Raw genomic sequence first — 24,431 nt, 5'->3', positions numbered from 1 at the left:
GCCGGGAAAGTCCGCGCAGAGCGGGTGCCTCACGACTGCCTTTGTGCTAGGGTGAACATCCGGGCAACCTGGAGAGATTGTTGAGCGGCATCACCCCCGAGCCGGCCGGGCCGGCAAGCAGCACGCCCGATGGCCTGACGCATGATGGCTTGGCGCGGCTCAAGCTGGCGCAGGCGCTGAAGCGGGCGCGTCTCGCCATCGCCTGGGAGCGCGGCTGGCCGCATCTCGCCCGGCTGCTCACGGTGGTCGGTCTGTTCCTGATCGTCTCCTGGGCCGGCCTCTGGCTCGGCCTGCCGTTCGCGGTCCGCATGATCGGCGTCGGGTTGTTTCTGCTGCTCCTGCTCGGCGCCGCCGTGCCGATGCTGAGATATCGCTGGCCGACCCGCGACGAGGGCCTGGCGCGGCTCGATCGCGGCTCGGGCATCGCCCATCGCCCCGCCACCGCGCTCACCGACACGCTGACCACCAAGGATCCGATCGCGCACGCGCTGTGGCAGGCGCAGCGCGAGCGCACCTTGGCCTCGATCAAGCGCATCCGCGCCGGCACGCCGCGGCCGCGGCTGTCGCTGCACGACCCCTGGGCGGTGCGCGCGCTGGTGATCGTGCTCTTGGTCGCGACCTCTATCGCGGCCGGCGACGAGCGGGCACTGCGCGTGGCCTCGGCGTTCGACTGGAACGGCGTGCTGACGCCGGTCACGGTCCGGGTCGATGCCTGGGTCAAGCCGCCGCTCTACACGGCGAAGCCGCCGATCATCCTGTCCGCCGCCAACAAGGAAGGCGCCGTGCCGTCGAGCGGCCCGATCGTGGTGCCCCAGGGCTCGACGCTGATCGTGCGTTCCAGCGGCGGCAATCTCGACATCATCACGTCAGGCGGCGTCGCCGAGGCGGCGCCCGGCGAGGTCGCGGTCGGCGAGGCCGCGCCGAAGGGCACCACCGAGAAGCACTACACGATCAAGACCGACGGCACCGTTCACGTCCGCGCGCCCGCAGGGCAGCCGCAATGGGTGTTCGCGGCGACGCCGGACAAGCCGCCGGTCATCAGCATGGCCAAGGACCCGGAGCGGCAGGCGCGTGGCTCGCTGAAGCTGTCCTACAAGCTCGAGGATGATTACGGCGTCACCGAAGCCCGCGCCAAGGTCGCTGCGCGGCCCGTCGAAAGCAAGGCTGCCGAAAGCAACGAAAGCAAGACGGCTGACGCGCCCGCCGCACGGCCGCTGTTCCAGCCGCCGGAGTTTCCGCTGGTGCTGCCGAACGCGCGCACCCGCAACGGCGTCGGCCAGACCGTCAAGGATCTCAGCGAGGACCCGTACGCCGGCGCCGACGTCACGCTCACGCTGACGGCCAAGGACGAGGCCGGCAACGAGGGCACCAGCGAGCCGTTCGAGACCAGGCTGCCGGAGCGGCTGTTCACCAAGCCGCTGGCGCGGGCGCTGATCGAGCAGCGGCGCATCCTCGCGCTCGACGGCAACCGCAATGCCGACGTGTTCACCGCGCTCGATGCGCTGGCGATCGCGCCGGAGCTGTTCACGCCCGAACTCGGCCAGTATCTCGGCCTGCGCTCGGTGACGCGCCAGCTCGAGGCCGCGCGCACCGACGATGCGCTGCGCGAGGTCGTGGCGAGCCTGTGGGCGCTCGCGGTCACCATCGAGGACGGCAACATCTCCGACGTCGACAAGGCGCTGCGCGCGGCCCAGGACGCACTGAAGCAGGCGTTGGAGCGCGGCGCCAGCGACGAGGAGATCAAGAAGCTCGCCGAGGACCTGCGCAAGGCGATGGACAACTACATGCGCCAGCTCGCCGAGCAATTGCGCAACAACCCGCAGATGGCGCAGCGGCCGCTCGATCAGAACACCAAGATCCTGCGCCAGCAGGACCTGCAGAACATGATCGACCGCATGGAGCGGCTGTCGCGGCAGGGCGACAAGGAGGGCGCGCGCGAGCTGCTCGAGCAGTTGCAGCAGATGCTGGAGAACCTGCAGATGGCGCAGCCCAACCAGGGCGGCGACAACGACATGGAGCAGGCGCTCAACGAGCTCGGCGACATGATCCGCAAGCAGCAGCAGCTCCGCGACAAGACCTTCAAGCAGGGCCAGGATTCGCGCCGCAACCGCAACAAGCAGCAGGGCGACCAGGACCAGGGCATGGGCGACCTGCAGCAGGACCAGCAGGCGCTGCGCGACCGCCTGAAGCAGTTGCAGGACCAGCTCGCCAAGCGTGGCATGGGCCAGCAGGGCGAAAAGGGACAGAAGGGTCAGAAAGGCCAGAAGGGGCAGCCCGGCCAGCAAGGCGAGCAGGGGGATCAAGGCGACCAGGGCGATTCCGGCGACGGGCTCGACGACGCCGACAGCGCGATGGGCGATGCCGGCAGTCAGCTCGGCGACAACAATGCCGACGGCGCCGTGGAATCGCAGGGCAAGGCGCTGGACGCGCTGCGCAAGGGCGCACAGAGCCTCGCCGAGGCGATGCAGCAGGGCGACGGCGACCAGCCCGGCGACGGCCCCGGCCAGCGCGCCGGCCGCCAGCAGGGCGCGCAGCAGACCGATCCGCTCGGACGTCCGATGCATCCGGGGCGCGACATCGACGATTTCTCGCAGAAGATTCCCGGCGAGATCGACGTGCAGCGCGTCCGCCGCATCCTCGAGGAGCTGCGCCGCCGGCTCGGCGATCAGTCGCGGCCGCAGCTCGAGCTCGACTACATCGAGCGGCTGCTGAAGGACTATTGAGGATGGATCGGCCACGGGAGATCATCCCCGTGGCTCACCGTTTTGACCGGAGGCCGCGCAGTTCAGTAGCGCTTCTCGGACAGGATGCGCGCCGCGTGCTGCAGCCGGTCGACGGAGCGCTCGGTGTCGGTCAGCGCGCAGCAGCTGACCAGCGTGTCGATGATCGCGAGCTGCGCGACACGGCTGCTCATCGCCTCCGGGCGATAGCGCGTCTCGTTGGCGACGGTGTAGAGCAGCACCTCGCAATGCGCCGCCAGCGGCGACTTGCCGAGCCGGGTGATGCCGATGGTGCGCGCACCCGCGGCCTGCGCCAGCCGCGTCGCCAGCACGGTCTCGACCGTGCTGCCCGAATGCGACACGGTGACGGTCGCGACATCGGGGCCGGCCATCCCGGCGCTGACCGCCTGAACATGCGAATCGACGATCGCATTGGCCGCCAGCCCGAGCTGCAGCAGCCGGTACGACAGGTCCTGCGCAATCGGCGCCGAGCTCCCGATGCCGTAGATCTCGACGCGCCGCGCCGCGCGCAGCAGCTTCGCCGCCTGCGCCAGCGCGTCCATCGACAGCAGCCGCCGCGTCTCCTGCAGCGAGGCGGCATGCGCCACGAAGATGTGGTCCGTCACCGTCGCCGGATCATCGCCGCGATGCAGGTCCTCCTGGATCAGCCGGACCGGCTCGATCAGGTCCCGCGCCAGCATGATCTTGAGCTCCTGGAAGCCCCGCACCCCGACCCGCCGGCAGAACGACACGATCGTCCCCTCGCTCACGCCGCAGGCTTCCGCGACCTCGGTGATCGACATGTGGATGAACGGCTCCGGCCGGGCGATGACCAGCTCCGCGATCTGCCGCGCTTTTGGCGGCAGCTCGTTCTGCAGCTCCCGAATACGAAACAAGATGCCGTTCACGCCCGGCCCAGAACGAAAGGTCGATCCCGTCACGCTGTGCCCCGATACGCTGTGCCCGATGCTGAGAAAATCTCATTCAGATTCACTTCGTAAATAAAAATTTCACAGCGCTGTCAAGTCGCGCTGATACGCCAGGGACGTTCGCAGGAGCAGGTCGGGCTCGCCCCGCCAACCCTGAATACGTTCTTCAAGATTTCAAAAGGTCGTATCAGCATGACAACACGTCGCGATTTCTTGGCAGGCGCCACGGCGGCGGCTGCCTTCGCCAGCATCCGCCAGGCGCTGGCCATTCCGGCACGGCGCCGGACCGGCACCATTCAGGACGTCAAGCACATCGTCATCCTGATGCAGGAGAACCGCTCCTTCGATCACTACTTCGGCACGCTGCGCGGCGTGCGTGGCTTCGGCGATCGCTTCCCGATCCCGCTGGAGAGCGGCAAGCCGGTCTGGTTCCAGTCCGACGGCAGCCGCGAGATTCCGCCCTATCACCGCGACTCCACGACCTCCAACGCGCTGGTCGGCTACGGCACGCCGCACTCCTTCGGCGACAGCCAGGCGGCCTGGAATCAGGGCAAGATGGGCTATTGGGCGAAGTACAAGACGCCCTATGCGATGGGCTATTTCGGCCGCGACGACATTCCGTTCCAGTTCGCGCTCGCCGAGGCGTTCACGATCTGCGACGCCTACCACGCCTCGATCACCACCGGCACCGATCCCAACCGCATCGTGTTCTGGTCGGGCTCCAACTTCAATCCGGCGCTGCGCGCGCAGGGCATCAACTCCACCACCAACGACTCCGAGCCCAACAACCTGCGCTGCTGGCCGAACCCGCACAATTGGGTCGCCGGCCAGCCGCAGCCACAGGCGACCTACAAATATGTCGGCAGCGACTTCGCCTGGGACACGCTGCCCGATCTGCTGAACAAGGCCGGCGTCAGCTGGCACATCTATCAGGACATGAACGACAACTGGACCGGCGCGATGCACGGCTGCCTGGCGTTCTCCAGCTTCCGTCATGCGCAGCCGAACGATCCGAACTACGTGCACGGCCTGACCGGCGGTCCGGATTATCTCGACCGGCTGAAGGCCGACGTGATGGCCGGCACCTTGCCGCAGGTGTCGTGGATCCTGCCGACGCAGGCCAACTCCGAGCATCCCGGCGGCGGCAGCCCGACCCGCGCCGGCAATTTCACCGACCAGGTGCTGGAAGCCCTGACCGCCAATCCCGAGGTCTGGAGCCAGACCGTCTTCTTCCTGACCTTCGACGAGAATGACGGCTTCTTCGATCATCTGCCGGCGCCCGCGGTGCCGTCCTACGACATCAACGGCAAGCTGATGGGCAAGGCGACCTTGCCGCTCGACGGCGAGTATTTCTCCAACACCGTCGGCAACGTGCTGACTGCGACCGACACCATCAGCGGCAACATCCGTCCCTGGGGCCTCTCCGCGCGGGTGCCGATGTACGTCGTTTCACCTTGGAGCAAGGGCGGCTGGGTCAACTCGCAGGTGTTCGACCACACCTCGATCGGTCGCTTCCTCGAGAAGCGCTTTGCGATCAAGGTCGACGCCATCAGCCCCTGGCACCGCGCCGTCTCCGGCGATCTCACCTCGGCGTTCGACTTCGCCAGCCCGAACGATCCGCGCTTCCCGGAGCTGCCCGATCAGAGCAACTGGCAGGCCTCGGACGCGCACCAAAAGACCTTGCCGGCGCCGGTTGCGCCCGCGACACCGCAGCCGCTTTTTCAGGAGAGCGGCGCGCGCTATTCGCGTCCGCTGCCCTATATCCTGCACGCCACCGCAAAGGTCGACGCCGCCGCGGGCAAGGTGAAACTGCTGTTCGCCAACACCGGCTTTGCCGGCGCGGTGTTCCACGTCTACGACAAGCAGCATCTCGATCTCATTCCGCGCCGATACACCGTCGAGGCCGGCAAGATGATCGACGATGAATGGAGCGTCGGCAGCGATGGCCTGTATGATCTCTGGGTGCTCGGCCCGAACGGCTTCCATCGTCATTTCAAGGGCGACCTCGACAAGGTCAGGTTGTCGAATGCCGCCAACCCGGAGATCTTCGTCGGCTACAACGTCTTCGAGGGCGGCCTGCACATGCAGCTGCGCAACGACGGCCATGCCCGCGTGAGCTTCACGGTGAAGTCCAACGAGATCTATGGCCCGTTGCAGGCCGTCACCGCCTCGGTCTCGGCCGCGCTGGAGCCGCAATGTCCCGGCTTCGGTCCGCGCCCGGGCTTCCATCCGGTGGGTTTTGGCGTGGTGCCGGGCTTCCGGTCCGCGCCCGACTTCGATGCTCCCGGCTTCGGCTTTGGCGCACCGACCTTCTTCCCCGGACCGAGCCATGGCGGCCCATCGACGTCGTGGACCGTCAAGGTGTCTGCGCCCGGCCGCCACGGCGAGCTCTACTGGCATTTGCGCAAATCCGGCCTGTGGTACGACTTCGTCGTCACCAGCGACACCGACGACAGCTTCTACCGGCGCGTCGCCGGACATATCGAGACCGGCCGTCCCTCGTTCAGCGATCCCGGGATGGCGCTGGCCGACCGCTTCTGATCGATGCATCCACGAGATTTGCGGAGGGCGCCCATGGGCGCCCTTTCGCTTTGCGTCAGGCGCTGCCGAGATCGTGGATCGCGGGTGACAGTTGGCCCGAGGAGATGTTCAGCGTCGCCAGGGTGATCGGCAGCTTGAAGCGGCGCGGCCCTGCGCTGCCCGGATTCAGGTAGAGCACGCCGTTGTGTGTCTCGACGCCTGCGCGATGCGAATGACCGGACACGACGATGTCGATACCCGCCGTTGCAGGGTCGATCGCGAGGTCGTGGACGTCGTGCACGACATGGACGGCACGCGTGCCGAGCCTGACGGTCTCGGTCGCAGGATATGCATTCGCCCAATCTGCCGTATCGATGTTGCCGCGGATCGCAGTCACCGGCGCGATCAGGCGAAGCCGCTCGACGATCTCGTGCCGGCCGATATCGCCGGCGTGGATGATGTGGTGGACGCCCGACAGACATCGCACTGCCTCCGGCCGCAGCAGCCCATGAGTGTCGGAGATGATTCCAACTTTGAGCATCGTTTCCTGCCGGCGTGATGGGCATCGCCTCAGGCGATCGTGAGAATCTCCAGCTCTTGTCCGGTGACCTCGACCATGTCGCCGGCCGATTTGCCCATCAGCAGGCGAGCCACAGGGGAGACATAGGAGATCATGCCGCGCTTCGGATCGGCCTCGTCCTCGCCGACGATGGTGTAGGTCTGGACGCGGCCGTCGCCGCGCTTGAACGTCACCGTGCTGCCGAACGCGATCTGCTCCGTCGATGTCGGCGCCGGCATCACCTGCGCGGTCCGCACCCGCGCTGCAAAGTAGCGCGCGTCGCGCAGCGGCAGCGCCGACTCCCGTCGCCGCTCGTTGACGTCCTCGATTCCCTGGGCCGCCTCAAACGCCGCCTGCGCTTCGCGCAACTGCTCCTCGAGCGCCTTGAGTCCGGCCGCGGTCACGAGGTTCGGATGCGGCGAGACCGGCCGGTCGGGCAGTTGCGTTTCGGCCGCCGTCTCGGCGCTCTCTTCCTTGGTGAATGCGACGCTCACGCCGGACTCCTGAAAAGGGCCGCGAGATGTCGCGGCCCTCAGGGAGAGATCATGCCGGCTGCGCGGATTTCAAGCCGTGTCGCATGCCGCGCGCGAGCGCGCTTGACAGCAGCGGCTACGCGCATTCTAATATACGAACTATAGTTCGCAATCCGAACCTTAGTCAATCCGAATGCCGGTCGTCAAGGCCGGCGTCAAGCAGGAAACGTCGGAGCCTCCACGTGGACGAGGACAGCAAGGCTGGCAAAAGCGTCGTGCAGTCGCTGGCCAAGGGCTTTCAGGTGCTCAATGCCTTCACCAGCGAGGAGCCCGAGCTGGTGCTCGCCGACGTTGCGCGCCGCGCGGCGCTCGACAAGGGCACCACGTTCCGCCTGCTCAACACGCTCGTGATGCTCGGCTATGTCGAGAAGGTCGGCGACTCCAGGCGCTTCCGCCTGACGCTGAAATGCCTCGATCTGGGCTTCAACGCGATCGCGCGCTCGGAGCTACGCACACAGGCGCGCCCGATCCTGCGCAGCCTGGTCGGCGAGATGAACGAGGCTGCCTCGCTCGCGGTGCTCGACGGCAGCGACATCGTCTATGTCGAGCGCATCCAGGCGGGCCTCGTCCGGCTCGGCGTCGACGTCCGCATCGGCAGCCGCGCGCCGGTCTATTCGACCGCCGTCGGCCAGGCGATCCTGTCATTGCTGCCGGTCGAGACGCAGATCGAGGTGCTCGAGGCGCAGCCGCGCATCAAGCGCACCGAAACCACGATCACCGATCTCGACGCGCTGCTGCAGCGCCTGTGCGAAGTGAAGGCTGCCGGCTACGCGCTGTCAAATCAGGAAAATGCGCCGGGGCTGTGCGTGCTCGCCGCGCCCGTCATCGACCGCGACGGCATTCCGCTCGCGGCGATCAGTATCGCTGCGCCCACCATGCGCATCACCGCGGACGACTTCGAGCGGCTTGGCGTGGCGCCGCTGCTCAGAGCGGCAGCCCAGCTGTCCCGGGCTCTGGAGGCCATGGGCGGGGCGACTGCGACGGTCGCGAAACGATGAACGTCGATGTGACGAAACAGGAGCAAGCATGAGCGTCATGACCAATTTCAAGGGGATCATCCCGGCGATCGCCGTCCCCTTCAACGCCGACCATTCGATCGACGAGGCCGAGCTGACGCGCTATGCGGCGTGGCTCAGCAAACGACGCGGCATCGTCGGCATCATGACCAATGGCCACACCGGCGAGGTGTTCAGCCTCACGGCGAAGGAGCGCGCGGAGGTGACGCGCATCGTCGCCAAGGCGCTCACCGGCATCTGCCCGACCATCTCCTCCGTCGTGTGCGAAGGCATCAAGGACGGCATCGAGCATGCGCTGATGGCGAAGGAAGCGGGCGCGACTGCTCTCGACATCATGCCGCCCCATCACTGGCTGCGCTTCGGCTTCAAGCGCGAGCACTGCCTGGATTATTTCAGCGCCATCGGCGAAGCCACCAGGCTGCCGCTGATCGTGCATGTCTATCCCGCCTGGACCCGCGCCTCGTTCTCCTCGGAGCTGCTCGCCGAGCTCGCCCGCCTCGACCACGTGCAGGCGTTCAAGATCGGCACCCGCGAGATGAACAAATACGCCCGCGACCTCAAGGCGATCCGCGCCGCGGCGCCGCACAAGGCGCTGCTGACCTGTCATGACGAATATCTGCTGGCCTCGATGGTGCAGGGCGTCGATGGTGCGCTGGTCGGCTTCGCCTCGCTGATTCCGGATCTGATCTACGATCTGTTCGCTGCCGTCACCGCCGGTGACCTCAAGCTTGCGATGAAGCTGCAGGCCATGATCGATCCGCTCAAGGACGCGGTGTATGGCGGCGGCGAGCCGACCGGGGAGGCGCATGGCCGCATGAAGGCGGCGATGCAGGTCGCCGGCGTGATCCGCGATGCCACCGTGCGGCCGCCGACGCATGCGCCGAGCGCCGAGGAGATGGCCGCGATCCGCGCCGCGGTGGCCGCGGCCGGGCTGACGGCGAAGGCTGCGGCCTGAGCTTGCGAGAGGCGACGGCCGGTGCCGGCCGTCGCCCCGTGATCACAACAAAAAGACACCGGGTGGACGCTGATGCTGACGATGGATGTCGACGATGCACCCCGGCGCGCTGCGGCTGCGCCCGAGGCTGTGCTCATTGCGATCGATCAACTGTCGAAGACCTACGTCTCGGCCTCCGGCGCGGCGGTCCATGCGCTGAGCCGGATCTCGCTGGATATCAAGCCGGGCGAGTTCGTCTGTGTCGTCGGTCCCTCCGGCTGCGGCAAGAGCACCTTGCTGCGTCTGCTCGCGGGGCTTGATAGTTACAGCGACGGCCGGCTGCTGCTCGATGGCGAGGCCGTCGCCGGTCCCTCGCGCAAGGTCGGCGTCGTGTTCCAGGCGGCCAACTTGCTGCCGTGGATGACGGTGCGCGACAATGTCGGGCTGCCCTTGCGCGTCGGCGGCAAACATGCGCCGGCCGGCGATCGCATCGAGCAGCTGCTCGCCGTTACCGGTCTCGGCGATTTCGGCGACAAATATCCCTATGAGCTGTCCGGCGGCATGCAGCAGCGCGCCGGGATCTGCCGCGCGCTGGCGCGCGATCCCGAGATCCTGCTGATGGACGAGCCGTTCGGCGCGCTCGACGCACTGACGCGCGAGCGGCTGAACCTCGAGCTGCAGCGAATCTGGCAGGAGAACCGCAAGACCGTCCTGCTGATTACGCACTCGATCTCGGAAGCCATCTTCCTGGCCGACCGCGTCATCGTGATGTCGGCGCGTCCCGGCCGCATCCTTGCCGATCTCCACGTGCCGATCCCGCGGCAGCGCAGCTTCGACGACATCGTGCTGCATCCGGACTATGCGCGGCTTGCCAGGGAAGTTCGCGGGCTGCTCAATGCACAGGAGCACGGCCATGACTGATCTCGCCAACGTCGCCGTTTCAGCCCTGTCGCAGAAGCCCGCAAGCCCCCGGCGCCGCGTCAGCCTGGGCTCGCCGATCGCCTGGATCGGCCTCGCGGTGCTGATCCTGAGCTGGATCGCCGCGGTCAACCTGCTGAACATCCCGTCCTACATTCTGCCGAAGCCCGAAGCGGTCGTTCGTGCGTTGTGGTCCGGGCTCGCGGTCAGCCCGGCCAGCCCGCTCGGCTATTACCTGCCGCTGTGGAGCACGCTGAGCAACGCCGCCGCCGGCTGCGCCATCGGCGTCGGGCTCGGCCTCGTCATCGGCTCCTTGATGGCCGAGGTCGAAGCCATCGAGCGCCTGGTGATGCCCTATGCGTTCGCGCTGCAGAGCCTGCCCAAGGTGGCGATCGCGCCGCTGATCGTGATCTGGTTCGGCTTCGGTGACGGCTCGAAGGTCGCGATCTCGGCGCTGCTGTCGTTCTTCCCGGTGCTGATCAACAGCTTCACGGGGCTGCGCGCCGTCGAGCCCGAGCGTATCGACCTGATGCGCTCGCTGTCGGCCTCGCGCTTCGAGACCTACCGCATCGTCAAGCTGCCCAACGCCGCGCCCTTCATTTTCGCGGGCCTCGACATGGCGGTGGTCTATGCACTGCTCGGCGCGATCGTGGCCGAATTCCTCGGCGCCCAGCGTGGCATGGGGGTCGTCATCACGCAGGCGCAGGCGGTGTCGGACGTCGCCGGCGTGTTCGCCGCGCTGATCATTCTCGGCGTGCTCGGCATCGTGCTGCATGGGATCGTGCGCTGGTGCGAGGCCAAGGTCGTGCACTGGGGCGCCAACCGGAAAAAATAGGACCACAGGGAGGAACGAAGGATGGTTTCGCGCAGGTCATTCCTGAAGAGCAGTGCCGGCGCGGCGCTGCTGATGAGCGGCGCGCCGGCCGGCCTGATGGCGGCGGACGCGAAGAAGCTTCGCTTCGGCGTCGGGCTCAAGGCGCTCAACGCCACTATCATCAATTGCGTGATCGGCGAGGCGCTCGGCTACAACGCGCAGGAAGGGTTCTCGCTCGACGTCCAGGCGCTCGGCACCAATGCCAACGTCCAGGTCGCGACTGACCGGGGCTCCGTCTTCGTCGGCGTCGGCGTGCCGTCGACAGCGCTGCCGCTGCTCGCCAAGGGCGAATGGAGTGGCGCCAAACTGTTCTATCAATATACCTATCCGTACAAATGGGACATCGCCGTCCCGCCCGGCTCGGGGCTCAAGAGCTACACGGACCTCAAAGGCAAGAAGATCGGCGTGTCCGACTTCGGTGCCACCGAATATCCCGTCACCAAGAACGTGCTGAAGGCGCTGGGCCTGGATCCCGAGAAGGATGTGAGCTGGGTCGCGGTCGGCAACGGCACGCCGGCGGGCGTCGCCCTGCAGCGCGGCGTGATCGATGCGCTCGCTTATTTCGATACTGGCTTCGGCCAGATCGAGGCGGCCGGCATCGAGCTGGCCTATCTGCCGCGTCCGACCACGATCCCGATGGTCGGCGGCCAGTTCCTGATGGCGATGCCGCAGACGTTCGAGAAGGACAGGGATCTCCTGGTCGGCTTTGGCCGCTCGGTGTGCAAGGCGTCGCAATTCCTGCTCGCCAATCCGACCGCCGGCGCCAGGGCCTTTCTCAAGATGTACCCGGAGACGGCGCCGCGCGGTGCCAGCGAGGACGCGGCGGTCAAGGCCGTGCTGCAGTCGATCAGCCGCCGCATCAAGCTCTACGCGCCGCCTTATGCCGATACGAAGATGGGCGGGATCAACGAGCAAGAGTTCCGCACCGAGGCCGCGATGAACGGGCTGGACATCAAGGACTATGCTGCGCTCTACACCAATGAGCTGATCGACAAGATCAACAATTTCGATGCGGTGAAGGTCAAGGCCGAGGCGGCTGCGTACAAGGGATGACGGCACAGGACCACGACAGCAGCTCGGGCCTTCGCCATGCGGTGGTGACCGGAACCAGCTCGGGCATCGGCCGCGCCATCGCCGAGCGTCTGCTGGCGGACGGCTGGCGCGTGACCGGCATCGACCGCGCGGCCTCGGTGCTGTCGCACGAACACTTCGGTGGCTTCGAGGCCGATCTCGCCGAACCGCAGACGCTGATCGCGCGCCTTGCTGACGTCGGCGCCGTGACCGCGCTGGTCCACGCCGCCGGCTACATGCGTGTCGGCCGTCTCGGCGAGTTGCAGGCCGAGAGCAGCGAAGGGATGTGGCGCGTCCATGTCGGCGCCGCGGAGGCGCTGGCCAATGCGCTGGCGCCGCGCCTGCGCGAAGGCGGGCGCATCGTGCTGATCGGCAGCCGCACCGCCAATGGCGCGGCCGGCCGCAGCCAATACGCCGCGACCAAGGCGGCACTCACCGGCCTCGCGCGCTCCTGGGCGATCGAGCTGGCGCCGCGCCTGATCACCGTCAACGTCGTCGCACCGGCTGCGACCGACACGCCGTTTCTGCGCGATCCCAGCCGCGCCGGCATCGCCCCGGTGCTGCCGCCGATGGGGCGCTACGTCGATCCGGTCGAGGTGGCTGCGCTCACCGCCTTCCTGCTGTTGCCGGAAGCGGGCGCCATCACCGGCCAGACCATCACCATCTGCGCAGGCGCCTCGCTCTGAAACGGCGCGTGCGACCCCGACCAGGAGAATGACCATGACCGTTCGTATCGTCGACGTCCGCGAGGTGACGAAGCCGATCTCGTCGCCGATCCGCAATGCCTATATCGACTTCACCAAGATGACGTCGAGCCTGGTCGCGGTCATCACCAATGTCGAGCGCAATGGCCGGCCCGTGGTCGGCTACGGCTTCAACTCCAACGGCCGCTACGGCCAGGGCGGCTTGATCCGCGAGCGCTTTCGCGCGCGCCTCGTGGAAGCTGACCCGACATCGTTGCTCGATGCCAGCAAGGACAACATCGACCCGGACAAGGCCTGGGCGGCGATGATGATCAACGAGAAGCCCGGCGGCCACGGCGAGCGCTCGGTCGCGGTCGGCACGTTGGACATGGCGATCTGGGATGCGGTCGCCAAGATCGCCGACAAGCCGCTGTTCCGTCTGCTCGCGGAGCGGCACGGCCGCAAGGCCGAACCGCGCGTCTTCGTCTACGCTGCCGGCGGCTACTACTATCCCGGCAAGGATCTCTCGGCGCTGCGCCGCGAGATGCGCGGCTATCTCGAGCGTGGCTACACTGTCGTGAAGATGAAGATCGGCGGCGCGCCGATCGACGAGGACCGCCAGCGCATCGAGGCCGTGCTCGCGGAGATCGGCCCCAACAATCAGCTCGCGGTCGACGCCAATGGCCGCTTCGACCTGGAGACTGCGATCGCCTACGCCAAGATGCTGCGCGACTATCCGCTGTTCTGGTACGAGGAGGCGGGCGATCCGCTCGACTATCACCTGCAGGCGACGCTGGCCGATTTCTATCCCGGCCCGATGGCGACCGGCGAGAACCTGTTCAGCCACCAGGACGCGCGCAACCTCATCCGCTACGGCGGCATGCGCCCCGATCGCGACTGGTTGCAGTTCGACTGCGCGCTGTCCTACGGCCTGTGCGAGTATCTGCGCACGCTCGACGTGCTCAGGATCTATGGCTGGTCGCCGTCGCGCTGCATCCCGCATGGCGGTCACCAGATGTCCCTCAACATTGCCGCCGGCCTCGGCCTCGGCGGCAATGAGAGCTATCCCGACCTGTTCCAGCCCTATGGTGGCTTCCCCGACGGCGTGAAGGTGACCGACGGCCACATCACGATGCCCGACCTCCCCGGCATCGGTTTCGAGGGCAAATCCGATCTCTATGCCGAGATGCGCGCGCTCAGCGCGTGAAGCTGAGCGGGGCGTCCGACGGCCGCCCCAGCGTCATTGCGAGCGCAGCGAAGCAATCCAGATGGTCTCCGCAGAGGGATTCTGGATTGCTTCGCTGCTGTTCAGCCCGGGGACATAGCTGACGGGTGTTCGGGGAGATGGTTGACACTTCAAAATCGGCTCGATTCGTCAAGCAGAGGGGCGAGCGATGCCGTGGCGAGAGGTGTCTGTCATGGACCAGCGACGAGAGTTTGTGATGCTTGCCAAGCAGGAAGGGGCGAACCGGCGGGAGCTGTGTCGGCGGTTCGGCATCAGCCCTCAGACGGGCTACAAATGGATCCAGCGGCATGACGCTGGGGACACGGCGCTGGCGGATCGGTCGCGGCGGCCTCATCGAAGTCCGGAGCGCACCGCGGCTGCGACCGAGCAGCAGATCGTCGCATTGCGCGATGCTCACCCGGCCTGGGGCGCGCGCAAGCTCGCACGGTGTCTTGAGCGTGATGGTCAAGCTGTCCCGGCGATATCCACCGTGCACACCATCCTGCGCCGCTACGATCGAGTGGTCGAGCCTGCAGGCACGCCCGGACAGCCCTACACGCGGTTCGAGAAGGATGCGCCCAATCAGCTGTGGCAGATGGACTTCAAGGGGCACAGTGCGCTGGAGAACGGTGTGTCCTGTCATCCGCTGACAGCGTTGGACGATCACTCCCGCTTCTCGTTGTGCCTGGCGGCTTGTGACAACGAGCGCGGCTCTACGGTCAAAGGACATTTGGAGACGACGTTCCGCCGTTATGGACTGCCGGATGCGATGTTCGTCGACAATGGTGGCCCCTGGGGATTTACCCTCGAAGACCCCTGGACCGCGTTGACGGTCTGGCTTCTGAAGCTCGGCGTTCGAACGATCCACAGCCGGCCCTACCATCCTCAGAGCCGCGGCAAGAACGAACGCTTCCACCGTAGTCTGAAGGCCGAGGTGTTTGCCTTCAGGCGCTACCGTGATCTTCCCGATGTCCAGCGGGCACTCGACGGATGGCGCTCTGTCTACAATCTCGACCGGCCGCACGAGGCCTTGAACTTCGACGTGCCGGCAAGCCGCTATCAACCGAGCCAACGTGCGATGCCCGACCGGCTTCCGATCGTCGAATACGACGAGGGTGAGAGCATCCGTTCCGTGTCGAGCACGAAGGCCTACGTCAGTTTCGAGGGGCGGCTCTGGAAAGTCCCGCAAGCCTTCCGAGGTGAGCGGCTGGCTATCCGGCCACTCAGTGCCGACGGAAAGTTCGGAATTTTCTTTGCCGCACATCAGATCGCAGCGATTGATCTGCGCGACCCCAAAACTGTCAACTATGTCCCCGAACAGGTGTAAGCTATGTCTCCGGGCTGAACACTTCGCTCGCAATGACGCAGAGAGAGGATCAGTTCCTTCAGCGACCTTTACGCAGGCGCGAGCCCATCAGGCACGTCCGCGCTCCATCGCACCCATCGCTGTCGTCCCGGGCAAGCCGCGATGGCGCGAAGCGACGGCGTGGCGCCGACCCGGGACCCATACCCCCAGGGAGATGTGATGGCGCGAGATGTGGGACCAGTCTTGTCCCTCAACGGCGGCGGTGGCTATGGATCCCTGCGTTTGCAGGGATGACAGCGCGGACTGCAGCAACGTCGAGGATCATCGTTGGCGCCCTACGCCTTCGCAGCCTTTGACGCCAGCGCGTCGGCGACCGCGGTGCGGATGTCGGCGATCGAGAACGGCTTGGTGATGACGTCGTGAGCGATCGCGCTGAGATTCGACGCCCGCTCGCGCTGATGGGCAAAGCCGGTCATCAGCAGGATGGTCAGGTCGGGAAAATCGCGTGCTGCCGACAGCGCCAGCGCGATGCCGTCCATGATGGGCATTTGGATGTCGGTCAGCAGCAGGTCGAAGGCGCCGGCCTCGCGCGTCAGGATGTCGAGCGCCTCGGCACCGTCCTGCGCCGTCACGATCTCATGTCCATCCATGGCAATGGCGCGCGCGACCAAGGTCCGCATCGAATCTTCGTCGTCGGCGATCAGCACGCGCGACATGTCGTTTCGTCTCCGTCTCGTGGGCCCCGCGGGCGACCCACGAGACCGGAACCATCATGCACTGCCGGCGGCGAGATCGCGCCGGTTGAAGAACCGTATATCGATATTGCGGCCTTCGGGAGGGGGCGAGGCGAGCCGCGACTTGAACGTCGTGCGCTCGCCGGGCTTGAGCGCGGTCTGCTCGAGCAGCGTGTTCCAGGCGTAGATCTCGGTGCCCTGCGCGTCACGGACGCTGAAGCGCAGCCGCGGCAGGTCGACCGATTTCTTCGTCAGGCTGACGATCGTCCCCTCGATCACCAGCACCGGCTTGCCGTCGACGGTTTCGGTCGCCACCTTCAGGTCCTTGAAGGTCAGGCCGCGCAGGTTCACCTCGAGCCCGACCAGCTTGTAGAACGAGGCCGTCTGCGGCAGCAGCCTGACGACGTCGGCGCGCCACACCACCAGCGCAATTGTGAGCGCCGCCATGGCGGCCGTCAGCACCGGCAGGTTCAACACCTTGTTGCCTGGGAAATCCGGCAACGTCGGGCGCCTGATGAGCTTGCGGAGACCGGCGAGGCGCGAAGCCCCGCTCTGCAACGGCTGCTCGGCATCGGCCGTGTCGTCGTCGGGCTCGGCGAGGGCATCCTCGGGCCAGCCGGCAGCCAGCGGCGGACTTTCCACGTCGGGCGTCCGTTCGTCGTCGTCTTCCTGGCGCGCGAGGGCTTCCCACTCGTCGGCCGCGTCACGGGGCGCGGCCGCCGCGCCGGCCTCCGCCATGGCAGGCATGGGGGCGGGCGCCTCGACCGCATCCTCCGGTCGCGCCAGCCAGACCTCCTTGCAACGGGAACAGCGTACACTGCGGCCAGCCATACCCAGGGTTGCCACGTCGATGGCATAAGATGTCGTACAATGAGGGCAAACGATGAACATCGCGCCTGTTCTCCAACGGCCATTGCCGCTTTGTTTCCGACAGTTCGTGCTACAAGGACCGCCATGTCGACGAACTTCGGAACTCAATCGCGCGAATGGTACACGGCGACCGTTAACGAACCGGAAACCATAACGGGCGCTCAATCGGGCCATCGTACCGCTGAGCTTGGAGCGTGCGGGTCTGCCGCGCACGCGGTCGAACGGAGCTGACGCTTTGGTTCGGTTCGAAAATGTTGGGCTGCGCTATGGATTGGGGCCGGAGATCCTCCGCGACCTCAGTTTCCAGATTCCGGCCCATTCCTTCCAGTTCCTCACCGGCCCGTCGGGCGCGGGCAAGACCTCGCTGCTCAAGCTGTTGTTTCTATCGCTGCGGCCGACCCGCGGCCTGGTCAATCTGTTCGGCTACGACATCTCGCTGCTCAGCAAGGAGGAGATCGCCGATCTGCGCAAGCGCATCGGCATCGTGCTGCAGGACTTCCGGCTGCTCGATCATATGACGACCTATGAGAACGTGGCGCTGCCGTTTCGCGTCATGGGGCGGGATGAATCGAGCTACCGCAAGGAGGTCATCGACCTCCTGAAATGGGTCGGCCTTGGCGAGCGCATGGACGCGCTGCCGCCGATCCTGTCGGGTGGTGAGAAGCAGCGCGCGGCGATCGCGCGCGCCGTGATCTCGCGGCCGCAACTGCTGCTCGCGGACGAGCCGACCGGCAACGTCGATCCGACGCTCGGGCGCCGCCTGCTGCGGCTGTTCATCGAATTGAACCGCTCGGGGACGGCGGTCATCATCGCAACCCATGACATCACGCTGATGGACCAATACGAGGCCCGCCGGCTGGTGCTGCATCAGGGACGATTGCACATCTATGAGTAGCGTAGACGATCGCGGCCTCCTGGTCGATCTCGGCGACGACCGTCCGCAACTGCCGGCGCAGGCCCGCATCGTGTCGCCGATCGTGCCGCGCGCCTCGATCGCCGGCCGCGCGCTGGTCGCCGTGGTGGCGATCATGACCTTCCTGGCCTCGATCACGACCGGCGGCGTGCTACTGGTCAGCGAGTCCGCGGCCGAATGGCAGTCGGAGGTGTCGAGCGAGATCACCGTCCAGGTTCGCCCCAAGACCGGCCGGGACATCGAGCGCGACATTGCCCTGGTGACGGAGGCGATGCGGGCGCAGTCCGGAATCGTCGAGGTCCGGCCGTTCACCAAGGAGGAATCCAGCAAGCTGCTGGAGCCGTGGCTCGGCAGCGGCCTGTCGTTCGACGAGCTTCCGGTGCCGCGCGTCATCATCGCGCGCGTCCAGCCCGGCACCAGCTTCGATCTCAACGCGCTGCGCAGCCGCGTGACCCAGGTTGCGCCGACCGCCAGCGTGGACGACCACCGCGCCTGGATCGAGCGCATGCGCTCGATGACAGGCGCGACGCTTTTCGCAGGCTTCGGCATTCTGGTGCTGGTGATCGCGGCCACCATCATCTCGGTGTCGTTCGCGACCCGCGGCGCGATGGCCGCGAACCGGCCGATCGTCGAGGTGCTGCATTTCGTCGGCGCCGGCGACCGCTACATCGCCAATCACTTCCTGCGGCACTTTTTGCAACTCGGACTGGAGGGGGGCGTGATCGGTGGCGGCCTTGCGATGCTCGGATTCGGGTTCTCGGAGTCGATCGCCAACTGGTTCTCCGGCACTCCCGTCGGCGATCAGTTCGCGGCGTTGCTGGGGACATTCTCGCTGCGCCCGCTCGGCTATGTCGCGATCGCGCTGCAGGCCGTGGTGATCGCCGCGGTGACCGGCTGGGCCGCACGCCGGACCCTGTTCACGACCCTGGCGAGCATCGACTGATGGCGGCTTCTATCCCCAGCCGTCTCGTTGCGGATTTCACTTGGCCCGAAAACCGCCTAAAATCGTCTGCGCCGGGGTGAGGCAGGACGGGGTGAGCTGGGTCACGAACACGGCGGAGGTCGCGCGCCAGGATCGGCGGCGAGCGAACGTGATCGGGAGGCCGGCGAAACCTGCCTGCGTTCCCGGACTTGAACGACGGGATCGCGCGACGGCATGGCGCCGCGCGCAGGCAGGCAAGGACAAGCCAGGCGTTGCATGGAGCCGGAGACTGACCATAGCAGGCGAAAGCTGCCGCTCACCGTGGCGGTGTGGCGGACGCTCGCGGGCGCCGTGGCGACGCTCGGGGTCGGCTTCTTCGTCGCGGCGGTCGGCTTCGTCGGCTTCCTCTCGCAATTGCGGGGCGCCGAGATCCAGCCCGAGCGCAAGGCGGACGGAATCGTGGTCCTGACCGGCGGCTCGTCACGCGTATCGGACGCGGTGGAACTCCTGGCGGGAGGCTATGGCCGGCGGCTGCTGATCTCCGGTGTGCACCCGACCAACGAGGCCAGCGACATCACCCGGTCGCTGCCCGAGGCGCGATCATTCATCAACTGCTGCGTCGATCTGGATTATTCGGCGATCAACACCCGCAGCAACGCTGCGCAGACGCGGCGATGGGCGAGCGAGCGCGGCTTCAAGTCGCTGATCGTCGTGACGTCGAACTATCACATGCCGCGGGCCATCGTCGAACTGTCGCATGCGATGCCGAGCATGGATCTCATTCCCTATGCGGTCGTCGGCGAGAAATGGCGCGACGAGCCGTGGTGGACCAGCGCGCCGACGGTGCGGCTTCTGCTGTCCGAATATGCCAAATATGTCGCCGCCGAGATGCGGCTGCGGCTGGCCGATCTCGGCCTCGATCTCGCGCCCGAGTTCGATCCGCCAACCGGCTCGGTGTCGCGCCGACCGACGACGGCGCAAGCCAATTGAACTGGGTTTCTGATGGTCTCGATCTTCCTGCGTTCGCTGCTGTTCAACATCCTGTTCTACCCGAACTTCGTGCTCTGGGCGCTGATCGCGTTGCCGACCCTGGCTATGCCCCGCAAGGCGCTGCTGCGCGTCGCCAACTGGTGGGCGCAGAGCAACATCTTGTTGATGCGCGTCGTCTGCAACATCCGCGTCGAATATCGCGGCGTCGAGAAGATCCCGAAGGGGCCGCTGATCGTCGCCGCCAAGCATCAGTCGATGTGGGAGACGATCTCGCTGCTGCATTTCTTCGATGCGCCGTTCTTCGTTCTCAAGCGCGAGCTGCTGCGGATTCCCTTGTTCGGACAGTATCTCGTCAAGGCGGACATGATCGCGATCGACCGCAGCTCCGGCGCCCGTGCGTTGAAGCAGGTGATGCGGCGGGCGGCGGAGGAGGTGAAGCACGGCCGTCAGTTTGTGATCTTCCCGGAAGGCACCCGGCGTCCGGCGGGCGCACCGCCCGACTACAAGGGCGGGGTCGGCCTGATCTACACGGATTGCGGCGTACCCTGCCTGCCGGTGGCCCTGAATTCGGGTCTGTTTTGGCCACGCCGCACATTTCTGCGCTATCCGGGCACGCTCGTCGTGGAGTTTCTCGATCCGCTGCCGCCTGGCCTGCCGCGCGATGAGTTCATGGCGCGGATTCAGAGCGTCATCGAAGAGGCGACCGGCCGGCTCGTCGCCGCGGGGCAGGCGGAACAGGCGCAGTTGTTTGGCCGGGTGCCGGCACCGGTGAAGGCTTGAGGGCTATGTCTTGCTTGGCGCAGGATGCAGCGAGTGGCCGTCATCGTGCAGCATCGTCGCCAGCCGATGCAACTGCGCGTCGCGAAAGCCCTGCGCCTCGATCGCCTTCACGGTCGAGATCACGTAGTCGCGATTGGCGCCGGACTGGCCGTGACCCTGGCGTACATGGCGCAACTGCTCCTGCGGCGACAGCCGGCCTGCATATTGCACATGGCCGCGATCGACCACGTAGACCAGCGCGCTCACCCGCTCGCGCGCGTCGTTTTCAAGCCAAACCGAGCGCGTCACTTCGCGATAGACCGAGGTCACCTGCTCACGCGCCCGCAAATAGGCGATGGTCTCGTCGCGCTTGTCTGCTGCCACCCGGAACGCAATGCCGCGACACGCGCCGCCGCGATCGAGACCGAGCACGAGGCCCGGCTTCTCCGGCGTTCCGCGGTGGACGAACGAATACACACAGAGCGCGCGATGCTCGCCGATCAGCCGCGCCGGCACCTGCTCGAGAAAAGCGAATCCGGGCCGCCACATCAGCGAGCCGTAGCCGAAGACCCAGAGGTCGCCGTGGGGAAGGTCGCGTTCGGAGAGGGTCATTGCGGACATCAATGCGGAAGCCTAAGTGTGATGCTCGCGAATTGTTAATTTAGATACACAATCCGTGATCGCCGAATTGCCAAAATTGCTGCCCAAAGGGTGTCCTGCATGTCTCGTTTGCCGCAAGCGCGCCGCAGGCGCTCTCGTTGGGGGCTCTTCATAGCTCCCGTTCTGCTCCTGATCGCCGCTGTTGCGTGGAGCGCATTCTGGTTCTTCGCCGCTTCGCAAGTGGATGTCCAGGCCGACGCTTGGCGTGCGCGCGAAGCAAAATCGGGACGCGTCTATGACTGCGCGAAGCGCTCGGTCGCCGGCTTCCCGTTCCGGCTCGAGGTCCGCTGTACGGATCCGAGCGTGGCCCTCTTCTCCCAGGCCGCGGGCACGCCTTTGATGAATGCCAGGCTCGACGAGATCCTCGTCGTCGCCCAGGTGTGGGACCCGAAGCGGCTCATCGCGGAGTTCAAGGGACCCGCGACGATTGCTGATGGGCGCGGACCGACCTCGTTCTCCGCGAACTGGCGCGTCGGCGAAGCCAGTGTCCGCGGCCTGCCAGGGCCGCCACAGCGCGCCGACCTCGTGTTCGAACAACCGACCATCGACCGCATCGAGGGCAACACTGCCGTGCCCGCCGCGCGCGCCGATCACGTCGAGTTGCACGGCCGCTTCGCCGACGGCACGCCGTCCGATCATCCGGTGCTGGAGACTGCGCTGCAGATCGAAAGCGGCAGCATCCAAGGCAGCCATCCTCTGCTCGCCGAACCGTTCAATACCGACATCCAGGCCCGCGTCACGGGTCTCAAGGACTTCCGGCCCAAACCCTGGCCGGAGCGGTTTCGCGAGATCCAGGCGGCGGGCGGTCATGTCGAGATCGTCCAGTCGCGCATCCAGCAGGGCGAGCTGCTGGCCGTTGCGTCGGGCACGCTCAGCCTGACCGCCAATGGCGGCATTGATGGCGAAGTGCAAATGACGGTGGCCGGGATCGAAAAGGTCATTCCGGCGCTCGGTCTCGACAAGATGCTCGAAAACGGCGTGCCGCAGGGGACGCTCGATCGCGTAGCGCCGGGTGTGAAGTCGCAGGACGTCAACAACCTGCTCGGTGCGCTCGACCGCGCCATTCCCGGCCTCGGCAAGGTCGTCAAGCAGAACGCCAATGTCGGCGTCGCGCTCGGCATCAATGCGCTCGGCAAGGAGGCCACCCTCGAAGGGCGCAAGGCGCGGACCTTCCCGTTGCGCTTCTCCGATGGCGTCGTCGTGCTCGGTCCGTTCAAGGTCGCCCGCGTCCCGCCGCTGTTCTGACCTCAGCTCTTCTTCAACTGCGGCAGCGGCCGGCCGAAGTCCGGCGCCGCCGAATCCTGGCCGATATCGACGATGCCGCGGCGGATCGCACGGGTGCGGGTGAAGTGATCGAACAGCGCATCGCCGTCGCCGCGGCGGATCGCCCGCGTCAGCTTGGAGAGGTCCTCGGTGAAGGTGCCGAGCATGTCGAGCACCGCATCCTTGTTGCTCAGGAAGATGTCGCGCCACATCGTCGGGTCGGAGGCGGCGATGCGGGTGAAATCGCGAAAGCCGCCGGCCGAGAACTTGATCACCTCGGACTCCGTGACCTGCGCCAGCTCGTCGGCGGTGCCGACGATGGTGTAGGCGATCAGATGCGGCAGATGGCTGGTGATCGCGAGCACGCGGTCGTGGTGATCCGGCGTCATGATCTCGACCTTGGCGCCGAGCGCCGCCCAGAACGCGCGGAGACGATCGATCGCGTCGGCATCTACACCGTCGGGTGGCGTCAGGATGCACCAGCGGTTGATGAACAGCTCGGCGAAACCAGAATCCGGTCCCGAATTCTCGGTGCCGGCGACCGGATGCGCCGGCACGAAATGAACATGCGCTGGCAGATGCGGCGCCATGTCGCGAACGATGGCGCCCTTCACGGAGCCGACGTCGGAGACGATGGCTCCGGGCTTCAGGTGCGGCGCGATCTCGGCCGCGACCGGACCGCACGCGCCGACGGGAATGCAGAGGATGACGAGGTCGGCATCCTTGACCGCCTCCGCATTACTCGCCACGACGCGGTCGACGAGGCCGAGTTCGGCGACGCGCGCGCGCGTCTTTTCCGAGCGCGCGGTGGTGACGATCTCGCCGGCCACGCCCTGCAGCCGCGCCGCGCGTGCGATCGAGCCGCCGATCAGGCCGAAGCCGATCAGCGCGATGCGTTCGAACCGCCCCGCGACGCTCATTTCGCCCTCATGAATTCGCTGAGAGCCTCCACGACCAGACGATTGGCTTCCTCGGTGCCGATCGTCATGCGCAGCGCGTTCGGCAGCTTGTAGTTGGCGAGCGCGCGCAGCACGAGGCCGCGCCGGGTCAGGAATGCGTCGGCCTCGACCGCGGTCTTGCCCTTGTCGGTCGGGAAGTGGATCTGGATGAAATTGGTGACGCTCGGCGTCACCTTCAGCCCGAGCTTGCCGATCTCCTCGGTCAGCCAGTTGCGCCACGTTTCCGTGTGCGTCTTCGACATCTGCTGATGCGCGGTGTCCTCGATCGCGGCGACCGCGGCGAGCATCGCCGGCGAGGAGACGTTGAACGGCCCACGGATTCGGTTGATCGCATCGACGATGTGCGCCGGGCCGAACATCCAGCCGACACGGAGCGCCGCGAGGCCGTGGATCTTGGAAAAGGTATGAGTGACGACCGTGTTCTCGGTCGTCGCCACCAGCTCGAGCCCGAACTCGTAGTCATTGCGCGAAACGTAGTCGGCATAGGCGGCGTCGAGCACCAGCAGGACATGCGACGGCAGGCCGGCACGCAGCCGCTTGACCTCGTCGAACGGGATGTAGGTGCCGGTCGGGTTGTTCGGGTTGGCGAGCCAGACCAGCTTGGTGCGCGGCGTCACCGCGGCAAGGATGGCGTCGACATCGGTGCGATACTCGGTCTCCGCGGCAACCACGTTCCTGGCGCCGCAGGCCATGGTCGCGATCGGATAGACCAGGAAGCCGTGCGCGGTGGAGATCGCCTCGTCGCCTTGGCCGAGAAAGGTGTGTGCCAGCAGATTGAGGATCTCGTCGGAGCCGGCGCCGCAGACGATGCGGTCGGGATCGAGGCCGTAGGTGCGGCCGATCGCCTCGCGCAGCACCCGGGAAGTCCCTTCCGGATAATCTTCCAGATGCGTGGCCGCGCTCTTGAACGCCTCGATCGCCCTCGGCGAGGGACCAAACGGGGTCTCATTGGCCGACAGCTTGAAAACCTTGCGGCCAGGCTCCGGCTTGGGACTCTTGCCCGGCGTGTAGGGCGCGATGTCGAGGATGCCGGGGTTCGGCACGGGGCGGTTCATCATCAACTCCGGAAAATC

At 66.5% G+C, this 24,431-nt stretch carries 23 protein-coding genes; 15 read left to right on the top strand and 8 right to left on the bottom strand.

Annotated elements, in window-relative coordinates; all coding sequences use genetic code 11:
- Nucleotides 1–80: 80 nt before the first annotated feature.
- Nucleotides 81–2,723 carry a TIGR02302 family protein gene (locus QX094_RS07905; protein ID WP_316187755.1) on the top strand — a complete coding sequence of 881 codons (2,643 nt, stop codon included), beginning with the start codon at nt 81–83 and terminating at the stop codon, nt 2,721–2,723.
- 62 nt (nt 2,724–2,785) lie between these two features.
- On the opposite strand, the gene QX094_RS07900 is transcribed toward QX094_RS07905, so the two are convergent.
- Complete coding sequence (locus QX094_RS07900) at nt 2,786–3,616, bottom strand: MurR/RpiR family transcriptional regulator (RefSeq protein WP_316187754.1); 831 nt, start codon at nt 3,614–3,616, stop codon at nt 2,786–2,788.
- Between the two features lie 225 nt (nt 3,617–3,841).
- Between QX094_RS07900 and QX094_RS07895 the strand changes: the two genes are divergently transcribed.
- Nucleotides 3,842–6,190 (top strand): phosphocholine-specific phospholipase C, encoded by a 2,349-nt coding sequence (locus tag QX094_RS07895; protein WP_316187753.1) that lies wholly within the window; start codon nt 3,842–3,844, stop codon nt 6,188–6,190.
- 55 nt (nt 6,191–6,245) lie between these two features.
- Here the strand turns inward: QX094_RS07895 and QX094_RS07890 are convergent, their stop codons facing one another.
- Together QX094_RS07890 and greA are read right to left on the bottom strand one after the other, a co-directional pair.
- The gene (locus QX094_RS07890; RefSeq protein WP_316187752.1) at nt 6,246–6,710 is read right to left on the bottom strand and encodes a metallophosphoesterase family protein; all 465 of its coding nucleotides are present in this window, start codon (nt 6,708–6,710) and stop codon (nt 6,246–6,248) included.
- A 29-nt stretch (nt 6,711–6,739) separates the two neighbouring features.
- On the bottom strand, nt 6,740–7,222 hold the full coding sequence (greA, locus tag QX094_RS07885) for a transcription elongation factor GreA (protein ID WP_315753843.1): 483 nt from the start codon (nt 7,220–7,222) through the stop codon (nt 6,740–6,742).
- A 221-nt stretch (nt 7,223–7,443) separates the two neighbouring features.
- Here greA and QX094_RS07880 point away from each other — a divergent pair, with 221 nt between their 5' ends.
- The 8 genes from QX094_RS07880 to QX094_RS07845 all read left to right on the top strand — a co-directional run bounded on the left by QX094_RS07880 (nt 7,444) and on the right by QX094_RS07845 (nt 15,309).
- On the top strand, nt 7,444–8,259 hold the full coding sequence (locus QX094_RS07880) for an IclR family transcriptional regulator (RefSeq protein ID WP_315753841.1): 816 nt from the start codon (nt 7,444–7,446) through the stop codon (nt 8,257–8,259).
- 28 nt (nt 8,260–8,287) lie between these two features.
- Nucleotides 8,288–9,232, top strand: a complete 945-nt coding sequence (locus QX094_RS07875) for a dihydrodipicolinate synthase family protein (protein WP_315753839.1) — start codon at nt 8,288–8,290, stop codon at nt 9,230–9,232.
- 72 nt (nt 9,233–9,304) lie between these two features.
- Nucleotides 9,305–10,132 carry an ABC transporter ATP-binding protein gene (locus QX094_RS07870; RefSeq protein WP_316187751.1) on the top strand — a complete coding sequence of 276 codons (828 nt, stop codon included), beginning with the start codon at nt 9,305–9,307 and terminating at the stop codon, nt 10,130–10,132.
- Nucleotides 10,125–10,964 (top strand): ABC transporter permease, encoded by an 840-nt coding sequence (locus QX094_RS07865; RefSeq protein WP_315718117.1) that lies wholly within the window; start codon nt 10,125–10,127, stop codon nt 10,962–10,964. The genes QX094_RS07870 and QX094_RS07865 overlap by 8 nt, the downstream gene beginning before the upstream one ends.
- A 21-nt stretch (nt 10,965–10,985) precedes the next feature.
- Entirely contained in the window at nt 10,986–12,056 is a 1,071-nt protein-coding gene (locus QX094_RS07860) for an ABC transporter substrate-binding protein (RefSeq protein WP_315826640.1), read from the top strand.
- Complete coding sequence (locus QX094_RS07855) at nt 12,053–12,760, top strand: SDR family oxidoreductase (RefSeq protein WP_315718115.1); 708 nt, start codon at nt 12,053–12,055, stop codon at nt 12,758–12,760. The genes QX094_RS07860 and QX094_RS07855 overlap by 4 nt, the downstream gene beginning before the upstream one ends.
- A 34-nt stretch (nt 12,761–12,794) precedes the next feature.
- Entirely contained in the window at nt 12,795–13,964 is a 1,170-nt protein-coding gene (locus QX094_RS07850; protein WP_315826641.1) for a mandelate racemase/muconate lactonizing enzyme family protein, read from the top strand.
- Between the two features lie 187 nt (nt 13,965–14,151).
- Nucleotides 14,152–15,309, top strand: coding sequence for an IS481 family transposase (locus QX094_RS07845; RefSeq protein ID WP_315759740.1), 1,158 nt, complete (start codon nt 14,152–14,154; stop codon nt 15,307–15,309).
- Between the two features lie 314 nt (nt 15,310–15,623).
- On the opposite strand, the gene QX094_RS07840 is transcribed toward QX094_RS07845, so the two are convergent.
- Nucleotides 15,624–16,004 carry a response regulator gene (locus QX094_RS07840; protein WP_315718112.1) on the bottom strand — a complete coding sequence of 127 codons (381 nt, stop codon included), beginning with the start codon at nt 16,002–16,004 and terminating at the stop codon, nt 15,624–15,626.
- A gap of 54 nt (nt 16,005–16,058) precedes the next feature.
- Complete coding sequence (locus QX094_RS07835; RefSeq protein WP_316187402.1) at nt 16,059–16,913, bottom strand: MJ0042-type zinc finger domain-containing protein; 855 nt, start codon at nt 16,911–16,913, stop codon at nt 16,059–16,061.
- A 214-nt stretch (nt 16,914–17,127) separates the two neighbouring features.
- On the opposite strand from QX094_RS07835, the gene ftsE reads away from it, so the two are divergent.
- The 4 genes from ftsE (at nt 17,128) to QX094_RS07815 (ending at nt 20,497) form a co-directional block, all read left to right on the top strand.
- The gene (gene ftsE, locus QX094_RS07830; RefSeq protein WP_006615648.1) at nt 17,128–17,787 is read left to right on the top strand and encodes a cell division ATP-binding protein FtsE; all 660 of its coding nucleotides are present in this window, start codon (nt 17,128–17,130) and stop codon (nt 17,785–17,787) included.
- Complete coding sequence (locus QX094_RS07825) at nt 17,780–18,748, top strand: ABC transporter permease (protein ID WP_316186161.1); 969 nt, start codon at nt 17,780–17,782, stop codon at nt 18,746–18,748. The genes ftsE and QX094_RS07825 overlap by 8 nt, the downstream gene beginning before the upstream one ends.
- A gap of 255 nt (nt 18,749–19,003) precedes the next feature.
- Complete coding sequence (locus QX094_RS07820; protein WP_315718108.1) at nt 19,004–19,717, top strand: YdcF family protein; 714 nt, start codon at nt 19,004–19,006, stop codon at nt 19,715–19,717.
- Between the two features lie 12 nt (nt 19,718–19,729).
- Nucleotides 19,730–20,497 carry a lysophospholipid acyltransferase family protein gene (locus QX094_RS07815; RefSeq protein ID WP_315718107.1) on the top strand — a complete coding sequence of 256 codons (768 nt, stop codon included), beginning with the start codon at nt 19,730–19,732 and terminating at the stop codon, nt 20,495–20,497.
- Between the two features lie 3 nt (nt 20,498–20,500).
- Here QX094_RS07815 and QX094_RS07810 read toward each other — a convergent pair whose 3' ends face one another.
- Nucleotides 20,501–21,097 carry a gamma-glutamylcyclotransferase gene (locus QX094_RS07810; RefSeq protein WP_409977989.1) on the bottom strand — a complete coding sequence of 199 codons (597 nt, stop codon included), beginning with the start codon at nt 21,095–21,097 and terminating at the stop codon, nt 20,501–20,503.
- A 99-nt stretch (nt 21,098–21,196) separates the two neighbouring features.
- Here QX094_RS07810 and QX094_RS07805 point away from each other — a divergent pair, with 99 nt between their 5' ends.
- Nucleotides 21,197–22,381, top strand: coding sequence for a DUF2125 domain-containing protein (locus tag QX094_RS07805; protein ID WP_316186159.1), 1,185 nt, complete (start codon nt 21,197–21,199; stop codon nt 22,379–22,381).
- 2 nt (nt 22,382–22,383) lie between these two features.
- Here the strand turns inward: QX094_RS07805 and QX094_RS07800 are convergent, their stop codons facing one another.
- Nucleotides 22,384–23,319 (bottom strand): prephenate/arogenate dehydrogenase family protein, encoded by a 936-nt coding sequence (locus tag QX094_RS07800; RefSeq protein ID WP_315753824.1) that lies wholly within the window; start codon nt 23,317–23,319, stop codon nt 22,384–22,386.
- Nucleotides 23,316–24,413 carry a histidinol-phosphate transaminase gene (hisC, locus tag QX094_RS07795; protein ID WP_316186158.1) on the bottom strand — a complete coding sequence of 366 codons (1,098 nt, stop codon included), beginning with the start codon at nt 24,411–24,413 and terminating at the stop codon, nt 23,316–23,318. The genes QX094_RS07800 and hisC overlap by 4 nt, the downstream gene beginning before the upstream one ends.
- Between the last annotated feature and the right edge of the window lie 18 nt (nt 24,414–24,431).

This window comes from Bradyrhizobium sp. SZCCHNS1050 (assembly GCF_032484785.1).
GTDB lineage: Bacteria > Pseudomonadota > Alphaproteobacteria > Rhizobiales > Xanthobacteraceae > Bradyrhizobium.
Note: the sequence above shows the minus strand (reverse complement) of the source record. Positions and strands in the feature narration are given on the sequence as shown.